Source organism: Pseudomonas sp. RV120224-01b (assembly GCF_003208145.1).
Classification (GTDB): domain Bacteria; phylum Pseudomonadota; class Gammaproteobacteria; order Pseudomonadales; family Pseudomonadaceae; genus Aquipseudomonas; species Aquipseudomonas monteilii.
Genome location: NZ_QKMQ01000008.1, coordinates 63,837 through 77,571, shown reverse-complemented (window position 1 = coordinate 77,571; position 13,735 = coordinate 63,837). Strand labels below are relative to the sequence as shown.

The 13,735-nt window shown below is 60.7% G+C and carries 13 protein-coding genes; all 13 read left to right on the top strand.

Annotated features, from left to right (window positions below; genetic code table 11):
- The first annotated feature begins 21 nt into the window (after positions 1–21).
- The 13 genes from N436_RS28755 to N436_RS14265 are packed head-to-tail and all read left to right on the top strand — an operon-like array spanning position 22 to position 13,698.
- Positions 22–396, top strand: a complete 375-nt coding sequence (locus N436_RS28755) for an FdtA/QdtA family cupin domain-containing protein (RefSeq protein WP_225850706.1) — start codon at positions 22–24, stop codon at positions 394–396.
- Positions 389–859, top strand: a complete 471-nt coding sequence (locus tag N436_RS14320; RefSeq protein WP_105945985.1) for an acyltransferase — start codon at positions 389–391, stop codon at positions 857–859. The genes N436_RS28755 and N436_RS14320 overlap by 8 nt, the downstream gene beginning before the upstream one ends.
- Complete coding sequence (locus N436_RS14315) at positions 852–1,958, top strand: DegT/DnrJ/EryC1/StrS aminotransferase family protein (RefSeq protein WP_105945986.1); 1,107 nt, start codon at positions 852–854, stop codon at positions 1,956–1,958. The genes N436_RS14320 and N436_RS14315 overlap by 8 nt, the downstream gene beginning before the upstream one ends.
- 9 nt (positions 1,959–1,967) lie before the next feature.
- Positions 1,968–3,239, top strand: coding sequence for an O-antigen translocase (locus N436_RS14310; RefSeq protein ID WP_104834156.1), 1,272 nt, complete (start codon positions 1,968–1,970; stop codon positions 3,237–3,239).
- A 3-nt stretch (positions 3,240–3,242) separates the two neighbouring features.
- Positions 3,243–4,676 carry a hypothetical protein gene (locus tag N436_RS14305; RefSeq protein ID WP_110741392.1) on the top strand — a complete coding sequence of 478 codons (1,434 nt, stop codon included), beginning with the start codon at positions 3,243–3,245 and terminating at the stop codon, positions 4,674–4,676.
- Between the two features lie 2 nt (positions 4,677–4,678).
- A complete protein-coding gene (locus N436_RS14300; RefSeq protein ID WP_177410258.1) occupies positions 4,679–5,944 on the top strand; it encodes a hypothetical protein in 1,266 nt (421 codons plus the stop codon).
- Complete coding sequence (locus tag N436_RS14295) at positions 5,910–6,752, top strand: hypothetical protein (protein WP_256589964.1); 843 nt, start codon at positions 5,910–5,912, stop codon at positions 6,750–6,752. Before N436_RS14300 ends, N436_RS14295 begins: the two co-directional genes overlap by 35 nt.
- Positions 6,749–7,456 carry an acyltransferase gene (locus N436_RS14290; protein ID WP_105945990.1) on the top strand — a complete coding sequence of 236 codons (708 nt, stop codon included), beginning with the start codon at positions 6,749–6,751 and terminating at the stop codon, positions 7,454–7,456. Before N436_RS14295 ends, N436_RS14290 begins: the two co-directional genes overlap by 4 nt.
- A complete protein-coding gene (locus tag N436_RS14285) occupies positions 7,453–8,544 on the top strand; it encodes a glycosyltransferase family 4 protein (RefSeq protein ID WP_110741390.1) in 1,092 nt (363 codons plus the stop codon). Before N436_RS14290 ends, N436_RS14285 begins: the two co-directional genes overlap by 4 nt.
- Complete coding sequence (locus N436_RS14280; RefSeq protein WP_105945992.1) at positions 8,534–9,643, top strand: DUF1972 domain-containing protein; 1,110 nt, start codon at positions 8,534–8,536, stop codon at positions 9,641–9,643. Before N436_RS14285 ends, N436_RS14280 begins: the two co-directional genes overlap by 11 nt.
- Positions 9,643–10,632: an SDR family oxidoreductase gene (locus N436_RS14275; RefSeq protein ID WP_110741389.1), complete on the top strand. Its 990-nt coding sequence runs from the start codon at positions 9,643–9,645 to the stop codon at positions 10,630–10,632. Before N436_RS14280 ends, N436_RS14275 begins: the two co-directional genes overlap by 1 nt.
- A complete protein-coding gene (locus tag N436_RS14270) occupies positions 10,629–11,642 on the top strand; it encodes a glycosyltransferase family 4 protein (protein ID WP_110741388.1) in 1,014 nt (337 codons plus the stop codon). The genes N436_RS14275 and N436_RS14270 overlap by 4 nt, the downstream gene beginning before the upstream one ends.
- Before the next feature lie 58 nt (positions 11,643–11,700).
- A complete protein-coding gene (locus N436_RS14265) occupies positions 11,701–13,698 on the top strand; it encodes a nucleoside-diphosphate sugar epimerase/dehydratase (protein WP_110741387.1) in 1,998 nt (665 codons plus the stop codon).
- The last annotated feature ends 37 nt before the right edge of the window (positions 13,699–13,735 follow it).

Here is a 13,735-nt window from a genome sequence, read left to right as displayed (position 1 = left end):
GCCCAGATCGAACTGTTCAAGGTGCTGGGTGATCACCGTGGCCAGTTGGTGGCCCTGCAAGCCCTGGACAATGTGCCATTCGCCATTCAGCGCGTGTACTACCTTACCGAGACGCTGCCAGGGGTTTCCCGTGGCTTCCACGCGCACAAGGCACTCAACCAGCTGGCCATCTGCGTGTCCGGGCGTTGCCGGATGCTCATGGATGACGGTACCACCCGCACAGATCACTGGCTGGACGCTTTCAACAAGGGCATTTTGATTCCGCCCATGGTCTGGCACGAAATGCATGATTTCAGCCCCGACTGTGTGCTGTTGGTGTTGGCCGACGCACATTACGACGAGGGCGACTACATTCGTGACTACACCACGTTCACGGAGCTGAAGCGCAATGCCTAGCATTCATCAACTGGCCGATGTGAAAAGCGACGCTATCGGCGAAGGCACCCGGGTCTGGCAATTCGTGGTGATCATGAACGGTGCGAAAATCGGGCGTAATTGCAACATCTGCGCCCATACCCTGATTGAAGGTGATGTGGTGCTCGGGGATAACGTGACGGTCAAGTCCGGCGTTTATCTGTGGGACGGTACCCGCATTGCCGATGACGTGTTCATCGGCCCCAATGCCACGTTTACCAACGACGCGATGCCGCGCTCCAAGGTTTACCCGGAGCAGTTCAATGGCATTACCCTGGAGCGTGGGGCCAGTATTGGCGCCAATGCCACGTTGTTGCCAGGCATCGTCGTTGGCGAGTACGCCATGGTGGGGGCAGGGGCAGTGGTGACCAAAGACGTCCCGCCTTATGCCGTTGTCGTAGGGAATCCAGCAAAAATTATCAGGGTGATAGACCGCAATGGTTAAGTTTCTCGATCTGCAAGGTGTGAACGCACAATACCGTCAGGCATTGATCGATGCCTGCACCGAGGTCATCGACTCGGGTTGGTACATCATGGGTGAGAAACTCAAGCAGTTCGAAGCCCAGTTCGCCAGCTACTGTGGGGTAAAGCACTGCATTGGTGTAGCCAACGGCCTGGACGCGCTGATTCTGACCTTGCGTGCCTGGAAGCAGTTGGGGCGTATCGCCGAAGGCGACGAGGTGCTGGTACCCGCCAATACTTACATTGCCACCATTCTGGCTATCACCGAGAACAAGCTGGTGCCCGTGCTGGTTGAGCCTGATGAAGGCAGCTTCAACCTGGGGGCGCACAACCTTGCACAAGCGCTGACTCCACGCACCCGCGTGATCATGCCGGTGCATCTGTATGGCCGGCTTGCCGACATGCCGGCGATCAACGCGTTCGCGAAGCAACATGGCCTGCTGGTGCTGGAAGATTCTGCTCAATCGCACGGTGCCGAGCTGGACGGGCGGCGGGCAGGTGCCTGGGGGGATGCCTCGGGCTTCAGCTTCTACCCGGGCAAGAACCTCGGGGCACTCGGGGACGCCGGCGCAGTCACCACCAACGACGATGCGTTGGCAGAGACCCTGAAGTCGCTGCGCAACTACGGTTCGCATGTGAAATACATGAACATTTACCAGGGCGTGAACAGCCGTCTGGATGAACTACAGGCTGCGCTGTTGAGCGTGAAGCTTGCGTACCTGGACAGCGAGACCCGCCTGCGCCAGCAGGTTGCACAGCAGTACCTGGCCGGCATCGACAACCCGGCCATCCAGTTGCCTGACCCGGGCGTTGCCGGCCAGCACGCCTGGCACCTGTTCGTGGTGCGCAGCGAGTGCCGTGAGCAGTTGCAGCAGCATCTGGCACAACAGGGGGTACAAACCCTGGTGCATTACCCGATACCGCCGCACCGGCAACAGGCCTATCCGCAGTTGGCCGACCTTTCGCTACCGCTGACCGAACGTTTGCATGAGCAGGTACTGAGCCTGCCCATGGACCCGACCCTGACTGTGGACTCTATCCAGCATGTCATTGACGCTTGCAACAGCTTTTCGCGTCCTTGAGTGCCAGGTATGACCCTGATCAGAACTAGCCTGCTCAATGCCATAGCGGTTGCGGTGAAGATGGCCACCCTGCTTGGCCTGAACAAAGTGCTGGCCCTGTACGTAGGGCCAGCCGGTTACGCGGCCATCGGCCAACTGCAGAATGCGGTGACCATGTTCACCACTTTGGCCAGCGGTGCCGTCAGCACTGGCGTAACCAAGTACACGGCGGAGTTTGCCGAACAGCCCGAAGAGCAACGCAAGGTCTGGAGAACCGCCGGTACACTGTCGGTACTGGTCTCGCTGCTGCTCGCGGTGCTGATCATCGTGCTGCGTAAGCCCCTGGCCGGTTGGTTCTTCAACGATGAATCGCTGGCGACAGTGCTGCTGTGGTTTGCCGCCACCCTGGTGTTTTTTGCCTTCAACTCGTTGTTGCTTGGCGTGCTCAACGGCAAGAAGGATGTGCCGCGTTATGTGCTGGCCAATATCTTCGGTAGCCTGATTTCGCTGGTAGTCACCTGTGTACTGACCATTCAGCTTGGGCTGTACGGTGCGCTGGTGGCCTTGGCGGTGTACCAGTCGCTGAGTTTCGTGGCTACCTTGCTGATCTGCATGCGTACGCCCTGGTTCCAGCTTGCCGATTTCTTTGGACGGCTGGATCGCCAGGCGTTGGCGCGGTTGTCGAGGTTTGCGTTGATGGCCGTGGTCACGGCCTGCTCCCTGCCGGTGTGTCATGTGTTCCTGCGCGACTACCTGGGTAACACCTTCGGCTGGGCGCAAGCGGGCTATTGGGAAGCCATGTGGCGACTGAGCTCGGCATACCTGATGCTGATTACCACCACCCTGGCGGTTTATTACCTGCCACGGTTGTCCGAAATCAAGGATGCCGGCGAGCTGCGCAAGGAGATTTTGCAGGGCTACAAACTGATCCTGCCCATGACCATCCTGGCCGGGCTGGTTATCTACCTGCTGCGCGACTTCATCATCCAGGTGCTGTTTTCCGATTCGTTTCTGCCAATGCGCGAACTGTTCGCCTGGCAGATGGTGGGCGACAGCCTGAAGATTGCCAGTTGGCTGATGGCCTACCTGATGCTGGGCAAGGCATTGACGCGGCTGTACCTGGTGACGGAAATCCTCGCTACGCTCTCGCTTTACGCCTTGACGGTGTACCTCACGCAACTCTGGGGTTATGACAAGGTCACACTTGCCTACGCCGTCAACTACCTGTTGTACGCGATCGTCATGTATTTCGCGGTCTTTCGCCGGTTGCCGTCGATTGTCGCTGATTCGGCACGGAGCTGAGCAATGAAACAAGTGGTGGAGCAGCTGCAGGCACGCATACTGAACGCCGCACCCGGGCCGGCATTGGCTCAGGCGCAAGTTTATGGTGCGCTGCTCTGGGCCGTGGACTTGAACATCTACGAGGCAGCGTCGCTGGAGCGCCACCTGACCGCCCAGTGCGCCAGCCTGGTCACGGTGCCGGCCACCAATGGCCTATCGCGGGGCTGCCTGCATGTGGTCAGCGAGCCCTACCTGCAAGGCGGGCACACCCGGCTGATGGAGCGCCTGGCGCACATGCACGAGGGGCCCGTGGACCTGTTGGTTACACGCAGCGCCAAACCCCAGGTGCTTGAACGGCTGGCCGGTTTTTTTGCCCATATCGAACAGGCGCGTGGCGATGACCCGTGTGCCCGTCTGCAATCCATCGTCGACACCCTTGCCCAATACGACAAGGTGGTGCTGCACATCCACCCGGACGACATCATCACCACTGTGGCGTGTGGCCTGCTGAAACTGCAGCGCGGCGCTGCGGTGACGGTGTATTTCGTCAACCACGCAGACCACGTCTTCAGCTTCGGCGCTTCGGTGGCCGATGTGTATTTCGAGATCAGCGCCTACGGGCACCATCTGGACAAGAAAAAGCACCTCACCTGCCAGAAGAGCTTCCTGGCGATCCCGATCGAGACCAGCGGCGCAAAAGTACCGGATGCTGTGCCCACGCATGAGCGGATCAAGGTGTTCAGCGCAGCCTCTGCTGCCAAGTACAAGCCCCATGGTGGCCTGGACATGCGCCCGTCGATCACGGCTATTCTTGACAGGTTTCCGAAGGCCGAATGCTGGATCATTGGTGCCAACCCGCTGACCAACACCTGGTGGTGGACAGTGAAACTGCGTTACCCCACGCGCTTTTTCATCCGCCGGCACCTGCCGTACAAGGACTACCTGGCCTTCGCCGAAAAAGCTGACTTCTACCTGGACAGCTACCCTATACCCGGCGGCACGGCGTTCGCCGAGCAATTGCTCAAGGGCCGGCGTTGTGTCGGGCTGGTTGCGCCGATCCAGGGCTATTCCCCCGCCGACAGCCTGAAGGTGGCCAGCGTCGATCAGTTGCTGGCCAGCATCGAGCAGCCGCAGCCCAGTGCATCGGTGGTCGAGGCCGTGCAGCAGGTGAACTCGGTAGAAGCGGTGAAGGCGCGGTACCTGGCTTGCATCGAACGGGGTGAATACAGCGAAAACCAGCTGGCGGCCATGCTGCCGTGGTCGGGCAACCTCGATTTCATGAAACCGACAGGTAAGGTCACTAGCATGGTCCCTGCGGATGTCTTCGACGCCCTGTGCCGTACGGACACAAACCTGGCGTTGCGAGCGCTGCTTTCCTACGCCTGGGTGCCGCGCATCAAGATCCTGATCAAGGTCACGCTGTTGCGGCTGGCCAGGTTTGCCAGAGCGCGAGGGTGAGTGTGATCAAGATCTTTATCGGCGTGCTGTTCTGTCTGTTGTTCTTCAGCGACTTTGCCGTGCTGACGCTGGGGCTGGGCAGTGCCTTTGCCGGTTGGCGCGAAATGCTCAGCCTGCTGATGATCATGTGGCTGCTGCTGCGTGCCTTGGCCAGCATTACGGCGCGCGGTACGGTCAACCTCGAGGTGGGGCGGTCGTTGCTGATCGTCTTGTTCTTCGCCTTCCTGTACCTGCTGTTCGGCGACTTGAGCGCAGGTTCGGTACGCATGTTCCGGGCATTGGCAGTGCCAGTGTTCGTCGGTATGGCAGTGGCCATCTGGGCGCAGGCGGTGTCGACCGAGAAAAAGCTGCGCCATGTGTACTGGTCGGTGCTGGCCATGAGCGTGCTGACCGGCCTGTATGCGTTGTACCAGTACCTGACGATCTCTTCGGCCGAGCAGTTCTGGTACTGGCCGCTGCTTTCCGCCAAAGGCTACGAGTTGCAGCCCTACAACTCGATGCGTGATGGGTTGCCGCGGGTTTCCGGCTTTTTCACCGGCACCCTGGAGTTTTCCGCAGTCATTCTCAACACCGCCGCCATGACGCTGGCCGTGCTGCTCAGCGGGCGAAGCTGGTCGCTTGCCCGGCGCCTGTTGCTAGGCACTGCGTTTGTGCTGCTGTGCGGGTTGATTGTGATCGGTTCGGTACGCACGGCCATGATCGGCCTGGTGTGCATTTGCGCGATGTTGGTGGTAGCCCGTGTGCTGCGTACGGCTTGGCTGATTTCGCTGTTGGGCTACCTGCAGTTCGTTGGCCTGACTGTTGCCATCTTCGCCTATCTGTCGATGGGCTACACCCAGGATTTGTCTGCGTTGGACCGTGAACGCCAGTGGCTTCACATGTACCAGGTGCTGAACGCGCACCCCATGGGTTACGGCTTCGGCTCGGTGGGCCCAGGCCAGCCTTACTGGTTCGATTCGTTCTGGCTCAACCTGTTGGCCACCTGCGGATGGGTCGGGGCGTTGATCATGGCCGGGTTGATTCTTTGGTATCACAAGCTGGTGGCGATCATCGTCCGGGACAGGCCACATGCGAGTGCGTGGAAAAACGGTTTGGGCAACTTCGTGATTGCCAGTTACCCGTTCTTCCTGAGCTCGTTCTTTTTCCAGTCCTATACGAACAGCGTGGTCCTTTACATTTTCGCGATCGTGGTGATGGTGATCATTGGTGAAAACAGAAGAACAAAAGTTGAGCTTGGCAGTACTGATCGTTCTGTATCGGAAAACTAGCCAGGACTCGATTGCCCTGCAGTCGCTGCTCGCACAACAGGCACTGCTGCATGATGAGGGTATCGACTTGCAACTGTACGTCTGGAACAACTCGCCCGGCGTGGCGCAGCCGTGCCCGGGCGTACGCTGGTTCGAGGCGGACAATCAACGGCTTTCGGTGATCTACAACCAGGTGGCCAAGGAGGCATTCGCCTCCGGGGTCGAGCTGTTCATGATCTCGGACGACGACACCAACTACTCGACCATACGCCTGTCCAGTTGCCTGGCGCAGATTGGCCAGGTGCGCAGCGCAGCGGAGGGCGAGCAGGTGGGGGTGTTCATGCCCCGGCTGGTCAGCCATGGGCAATTGGTCAGCCCCGGCCAGCGCTGGTTGTTCATGGGCCGCCTTACGCCCGATGTGGCCCCCGGCCTTGTGGCGTCGAAAAACCTGCTGGGCATCAACAGCGGGTTGATCTTCACCCGCGAGTGCTTTCAGCGCATGAAACCGTTCTATGACGAGCGGCTGCGCTTCTATGCCACCGATACCGACTTTTTCATTCGCTACGAGGGGTATTTCCCCAAAGCCTGCGTGCTGGATGTGGAAATAGCCCACGACCTGTCCGAGCACAGTGCCGATACCCCGGAGCGGGCCTTGTTCCGCTTCGAGGAAATGATCCACGGCCTGCGTATCAGCTTCCATTCCCACAGCCTGCTGCAGCGCGGCCTGCTTGACCTGTACCTGGTCTATGCCGCCATCCGCAAGGCCGTGGCCTACCGCAGCCCGGCCTTTGTCAAAGCCTTGTTTACCCAGGTGAGGGCTGTGAAATGATGCATGCCTTGCTCGAAAAACTGGTGTTGCTGATCAAGAAGCGCCCCATGGTCATCGACCGGCGTATCTCTTCGGGCTATCTGCTGGGGCTGATCATGACCAAGCTGATAATGGCCTGCCGCGGCGTGATTCGCCTGCGCCGGCGGCGGCTGGCATTCATTGGCTCGGGGGTGACGCTGAAAGAAGTGGGCAAGATCGAATATGGCCCGGGGCTGGTGATCGACCAGGGCTGCTTCGTCGATGCCTTGTCCAATGACGGCATCCGCTTTGGCACCGCCGTGTCGTTGAACAAGCACATCATTATCGAATGCACCGGCAGCCTGGCCAACATCGGCAAGGGCCTGGTGATAGGTGACAACGTCGGCCTGGGCGCCGGTTGCTTCCTGGGTTGTGCCGGTGGCATCGAGATTGGCAGCGACACCATCATCGGCAACTTTGTCAGCTTCCATTCGGAAAACCACAATTTCGAAGACCCGCTGCAACCCATTCGGCTGCAGGGCGTAACCCGCCAAGGCATCAAGGTTGGCCGCAACTGCTGGATCGGCGCCAAGGTGACCGTGCTCGATGGCGCGGTAATCGAGGAGGGTTGCGTGTTCGCCGCAGGGGCGGTGGTAGCGGCGGGCGTGTACCGCAAGAACTCGATTTACGGTGGTGTGCCGGCCAAGTTCATCAAGGCGCGCGTCGCTGAAGAAGGGGTGGCATGAAAACGTTGCACTTTGTCCATCTGCTGAATGACTACAGCGGTAGCCCCCGGGTACTGAACCAGACCATCAATGCGCTGCAGCAAAGCGGTGCTGACTGCACCCTGCATGTGGGCAGCAGCGGCCACGGTGTGCTCGACGAACTGCAGGTGCGCACCTGCAAGTTCGCCTACAAGCGCTTCGACAACCGCTGGTTGACCTTGCTGGCCTACGCGTGTTCGCAAGTGGCGCTGTTTTTCAGCCTGCTACACAAAGTGCGGCCGGGGCAGGTTGTGCTGGTCAATACCATGCTGCCGTTTGGCGCTGCCCTTGCTGCCCGCCTGCGTGGTGCCAAGGTGGTTTACCACGTGCATGAAACCTCCATACGGCCTGCGGCGCTCAAGGCGTTTTTGCGCCGGGTGATCGCCGGCTGTGCCAGCAAGGTGGTCTATGTGTCGAAGTACTTGCAGGTACAGGAAGGTGTAGCCGGGGTGGCGGGGGTGACTGTGTACAACGGCCTTGCCGAGGCGTTTCAGCAGCAGGCGATGGCCACGCCATACCAGCACCTGCATGGTGGCCGTTTCAATGTACTGATGCTGGCGTCACTGAAGGGCTACAAGGGGGTGGACGAGTTCGTTGCGCTGGCCACGGCATTGGCTGCGGACCCGGCACTGACGTTCACGCTGGTACTCAATGCCAGCCCGGAGGAAGTGGACGTCTATTTCGCCAGCAAGGCGTTGCCGAAAAATCTCACGCTCAGCCCCGCCAGTGCCGACGTGGCGAAGTTTTACCGCGAGGCGAGCCTGGTGCTGAACCTGTCCCATGTCGACGGGTGGGTAGAAACCTTCGGCCTGACCATACTTGAGGCGATGGCTTTTGGCATCCCGACTATCGTGCCCCCGGTAGGCGGCCCGGTGGAGCTGGTCAGTGATGGGGTAGAGGGCTATCAGATCGACTCGAAAAACCATCAACAACTGGTGCGTACGGTTGCGCACTTGTCGCAGGACCCACAGCTGTGCCAGGCACTGTCCGAGCGCGCACGCATGAAAGCGAGTGAGTTTTCCACCGCCAACTTCCAGAAAAATATCGTGATGGTGTTTGATGACCTATAAGATTGCAGTAATTGGTACGGTAGGTTTGCCCGCCCAATACGGTGGTTGGGAAACGTTGACCGAACAATTGGTGCGCAACCTGCCAGGTGACTGCGAGCTCACCGTCTATTGCAGCGCACCGCATTACCCCGAGCGCCCGCAGTTTTTCGAGCGTGCCCGCCTGGTTTACCTGAACCTCAAGGCCAATGGCGTGCAAAGCATTCCGTACGACGTGCTGAGCATGCTGCACGCCTACCGCAAGCACGATCTGATGCTGATCCTGGGTGTTTCCGGCTGTATCGCCTTGCCATTCATGCGCCTGCTGACGCGTAAGCCGATCGTGGTGAACATCGACGGCTATGAGTGGAAACGCGCCAAATGGTCCAACTTCGCTCGCTGGTTCCTGAAGCTCTCTGAAGCCGTGGCCGTGCGCTTTGCCCATGCGGTCATCACCGACAACAAGGTGCTGCAGGAGTACGTGACCGCCGAATACAACAAGCCCAGCGAACTGATTGCCTATGGTGGTGATCAGGCCCGTGCGGGTGAGCCAACCGGGCAAGCGCGCCAGGCGTACCCGTTCCTGGGGGCACCATACGCTTTCACGGTGTGTCGTATCGAACCGGAGAACAACATCCACGTCATTCTCGAGGCCTTTGCCGGGTCTGGCATGCCGTTGGCGATCATCGGCAACTGGAACCACAGCGAGTACGGCGTACAACTGCGCAAGCAATATGAGGGGGTGAGCAACATTCACCTGCTGGACCCGATCTACGATGTGGAGCAGTTAAGCCCGCTGCGCAGCAATGCCACGGTGTACCTGCATGGCCACAGCGCTGGCGGCACCAACCCGTCGCTTGTCGAAGCCATGTGGCTGGGCCTGCCGGTGGTGGCTTTCGACGTGTCGTTCAACCGCGCCACCACCGAGGACCAGGCGTTGTACTTTGCCGACAGCGCCTCGCTACGCAAGCACGTGCAGGCACTGCTGGGTGATGAGCCCGCGCGGGCGCAACTGTCGGCGCGCCTGCATGAAATTGCCAACCGCCGTTACCGCTGGTCGGTGGTGGCAGACCAGTACCGCAGCGTGTTCACCCGCCTGCTGGGCCACGTGGGGAGAGCTTGATGGCCGGGCAAGACAACGCCCAGCGCCCAGGCGTCCTGACCACCGGCGGTAGCGGTTTTGTTGGCAAGGTGTTGCTGCAGCGGCTCGCTGAAGGTGCGCGCTGGGCACCGCGCGCGCTGGTGCGGCGATTGCCCGCCCAGCAGCTGGCAGGTGTCGACTACCGTTCGTTTAGCGAACTGACCGCGGTGGACGCGGCATCCGGGCACTTCGAGCAGGTGGATACCGTGATCCACCTGGCGTCCCGTGTGCATGTCATGCACGAAACCGCCGCCGACCCCCTGGCCGAGTTCCGGCGGGTAAACGTGGATGGCACCCTTAGCCTGGCCCGTGCTGCGGCCCAGGCCGGTGTTCGGCGCTTCATTTTTGTCAGCTCGGTGAAGGTGAATGGCGAAACCACCGACGGCCGCCAGCCGTTCACCGCTGACGAAGCACCTGCGCCATCGGACCCCTACGGCATTTCCAAACGTGAAGCCGAAGACGGTCTGCGCCAACTGGCGGCCCAAACCGGCCTGGAAGTGGTGATCGTGCGCCCGGTGCTGGTATACGGCCCAGGTGTGAAAGCCAACTTCCGCAGCATGATGAACTGGCTGAGCAAAGGTGTGCCGCTGCCGTTTGGCGCCATACACAACAAGCGTAGCCTGGTGGCGCTGGACAACCTGGTGGACCTGCTGGTGACCTGCATCGACCACCCGGCGGCCGCCAACCAGACCTTCCTGGCCAGCGACGGCCACGACCTGTCCACCACCGAGTTGCTGCAACGGTTGGGCAAGGCACTGGGCAAGCCCGCCAGGTTGCTGCCGGTGCCCGCCACCTGGTTGAAGGGGGCGGCAACGCTAGCCGGCAAGGGTGGCCTGGCTCAGCGGCTGTGCGGGTCGCTGCAGGTAGACAGTGGCAAAGCCCGTACGCTGCTGGGCTGGCAGCCCCCGCTGGATGTGGACCAGGCACTGCGGGCCACGGCACTCAACTTTTTGAAAGAGCAAGACAAATGATGGCATGGTGGCTTATTCCCCTGGTCGCAGGGGCATCTCTGCTTCTGACCGCAGCGCTGCGGCGCTACGCACTGAACAAGCAGATCATCGACGTGCCCAATGCGCGTAGTTCTCATACTGTGCCTACCCCACGGGGTGGCGGTGTGGCCATTGTGCTGAGCTTTCTGGCCAGCCTGCCGGTGCTGGGCATGGCCGATGCCGTGCCGTTGGCGGCGCTGGTGGCCATTGGTGGTGCGGGGGCGCTGATTGCGGTCATCGGTTTCATGGACGACCACGGCCACATCGCCGCTCGCTGGCGCCTGCTCGGGCACTTCGCCGCAGCCGTGTGGATGCTGTACTGGCTGGGTGGTCTGGCGCCGTTGCAGGTGTTCGGCTTTACCCTCGACCTGCAGTGGTTCGGCTACATTCTGGCGGCGTTCTACACCGTATGGATGCTCAATCTCTATAATTTCATGGACGGCATCGATGGCATTGCCAGCATCGAAGCGGTCACCGCCTGCCTGGGCATGGTGCTGCTATCGGCCTTGGCCGGTGTGCCGCAGTTGATGGTGCTGCCACTGCTGCTGGCGGCGGCCACGCTGGGCTTTCTGTTCTGGAACTTCCCGCCTGCCAAGATCTTCATGGGCGACGCCGGCAGCGGCTTCCTTGGCATCGTGCTGGCGGGCTTGTCGCTGCAGGCTGCCTGGGCCTCACCGCAATTGTTCTGGTGCTGGCTGATTCTGCTGGGCGTGTTCGTGGTAGATGCCACCTTTACCCTGATCCGCCGCTTGCTGCGCGGTGACAAGGTGTACGAAGCGCACCGCAGCCACGCCTACCAGTTTGCCTCTCGTCACTTTGGCAAGCACCTGCCCGTGACCTTGGCGGTGGCCGCGCTCAACCTGTTCTGGCTGCTGCCCGTGGCCCTGTGTGTGCTGTTGCTGGGCCTGGACGGTGTGTGGGGCGTTATTATCGCCTACCTGCCATTGGCGTATCTGGCCGTGCGCTGGCGCGCCGGTGAGCTCGAACACTAGCTAAAGTGATAGGACGAAGACTGTAGACATGTCACTTTGGAAAGCCCTCAGAGGTTCTATGGATAAGCTGCGCTCAAGACTGCTTGGACTACCTCGGCGCCACAAACGGCTGATTCAGGTAGCGACTGATGTGATTCTGGTCTGGTTCGCGCTGTGGCTGGCGTTTGTCGTGCGCCTGGGTATCGACGACCTGGCCAATCCTGTTCGTGACCACACCTGGCTGTTCATCACGGCGCCGATCATCTCCATCCCGTTATTCATCCGCTTCGGCTTGTACCGGGCGGTGATGCGCTATTTCGGCAATGATGCGCTGATCGCCATCATCAAGGCCGTGACCCTGTCGGCGCTGATTCTGGGCTTCATCATTTACTGGGCCAGTAACCACCAGAACGTGGTGCCACGGTCGATCACCTTCAACTACTGGTGGCTGAGCCTGATCATGGTCGGCGGCCTGCGCCTGGCCATGCGCCAGTACTTCCTCGGTGACTGGTTCGCCACCGCCGTGCAACATGTGCCTTTCGCCAACCGCGACGACGGCCTGCCACGGGTTGCCGTCTATGGCGCCGGTTCTGCCGGCAACCAGCTGGTGGCGGCCCTGCGCATGGGCAAGGCCATGCGTCCGGTGGCGTTCATCGACGACGATGCCAGCATCACCGACCGGGTGATCGCCGGCCTGCAGGTGTACCAGCCAGCACAGCTGCAACGCATGATCGATGACACCGGCGCCGAAGAAATCCTGCTGGCGCTGCCCTCGGTCAGCCGCAGCCGCCGCCGCGAAATTCTCAACCTGCTTGAAGGCTACCCGCTGCACGTGCGCAGTGTGCCCGGCTTCATGGACCTGGCCAGCGGCCGGGTGAAGGTGGACGATATCCAGGAAGTGGACATCGCCGACCTGCTGGGCCGTGACGCGGTACCGGCACAAGGCGACCTGTTGCAGCACTGCATCATCGACCAGACCGTGATGGTGACGGGGGCTGGCGGCTCGATCGGTTCCGAGCTGTGTCGCCAGATCCTGGGGCAAACACCGCGTACGCTGCTGCTGTTCGAGCACAGTGAATTCAACCTGTACACCATTGCTGGCGAACTGGAGCAACGTATCCTGCGCGAAGGCCTGGCCGTGCATCTGATCCCGATACTGGGCTCGGTCCGTGACCAGGCCAAGATGCTGGACGTGATGCGTGCCTGGCAGGTCGATACCGTATACCACGCCGCCGCCTACAAGCACGTGCCCATCGTCGAGCACAACATTGCCGAGGGCCTGTCGAACAACGTATTCGGCACGCTATACACCGCCCAGGCGGCGCTGCAGGCTGGCGTGTCCAACTTCGTGCTGATTTCCACCGACAAGGCCGTGCGCCCCACCAACGTCATGGGCAGCACCAAGCGCCTGGCCGAAATGGTGCTGCAGGCCCTCAGCAACGAGCTGGCGCCGGTGCTGATGGGCGAGACCGGCAATGTGTCGCAGGTGAACAAAACCCGTTTCACCATGGTGCGCTTCGGCAATGTGCTGGGTTCGTCGGGCTCGGTCATTCCGTTGTTCCACAAACAGATCAAGAACGGTGGGCCACTGACCGTGACCCACCCGAAAATCACCCGCTACTTCATGACAATCCCCGAGGCCGCGCAGTTGGTGATCCAGGCCGGCTCCATGGGGCAGGGTGGCGACGTGTTCGTGCTGGACATGGGCGAGCCGGTAAAAATTGTGGAACTGGCCGAAAAAATGATTCACCTGTCTGGCTTCAGCATCCGCTCCGAGCGAAACCCGCTGGGTGATATCGCCATCAACTTTACCGGCCTGCGTCCAGGCGAAAAACTGTACGAAGAATTGTTGATTGGCGACAACGTGATTGCCACACGCCACCCCATGATCATGAGCGCCAACGAAGACTACCTGCCCTGGGATGTGCTGAAGCAACGCCTGGATGCACTGAGGGCCGCAACCTCTACGGATGACTTTGCCACCGTGCGCCAGTTGCTGCGCGACACCGTGAGCGGCTACGTGCCCGGCGGGGAAATTGTGGACTGGCTGTACCAGCGCCGGCGGCTGGAGCCCTGAACGCGGTACTGACAAATAGAACAGGCGTTGCCGGCAC

What these genes read in the sequence shown, in the direction of transcription:
- N436_RS14320 (WP_105945985.1), top strand. Translation starts at nt 389, where the DNA reads ATGCCTAGCATTCATCAACTGGCCGATGTGAAAAGCGACGCTATCGGC.
- N436_RS14285 (WP_110741390.1), top strand. Translation starts at nt 7,453, where the DNA reads ATGAAAACGTTGCACTTTGTCCATCTGCTGAATGACTACAGCGGTAGC.
- N436_RS14310 (WP_104834156.1), top strand. Translation starts at nt 1,968, where the DNA reads ATGACCCTGATCAGAACTAGCCTGCTCAATGCCATAGCGGTTGCGGTG.
- N436_RS14315 (WP_105945986.1), top strand. Translation starts at nt 852, where the DNA reads ATGGTTAAGTTTCTCGATCTGCAAGGTGTGAACGCACAATACCGTCAG.
- N436_RS14280 (WP_105945992.1), top strand. Translation starts at nt 8,534, where the DNA reads ATGACCTATAAGATTGCAGTAATTGGTACGGTAGGTTTGCCCGCCCAA.
- N436_RS14270 (WP_110741388.1), top strand. Translation starts at nt 10,629, where the DNA reads ATGATGGCATGGTGGCTTATTCCCCTGGTCGCAGGGGCATCTCTGCTT.
- N436_RS14265 (WP_110741387.1), top strand. Translation starts at nt 11,701, where the DNA reads ATGGATAAGCTGCGCTCAAGACTGCTTGGACTACCTCGGCGCCACAAA.
- N436_RS14275 (WP_110741389.1), top strand. Translation starts at nt 9,643, where the DNA reads ATGGCCGGGCAAGACAACGCCCAGCGCCCAGGCGTCCTGACCACCGGC.
- N436_RS14290 (WP_105945990.1), top strand. Translation starts at nt 6,749, where the DNA reads ATGATGCATGCCTTGCTCGAAAAACTGGTGTTGCTGATCAAGAAGCGC.
- N436_RS14305 (WP_110741392.1), top strand. Translation starts at nt 3,243, where the DNA reads ATGAAACAAGTGGTGGAGCAGCTGCAGGCACGCATACTGAACGCCGCA.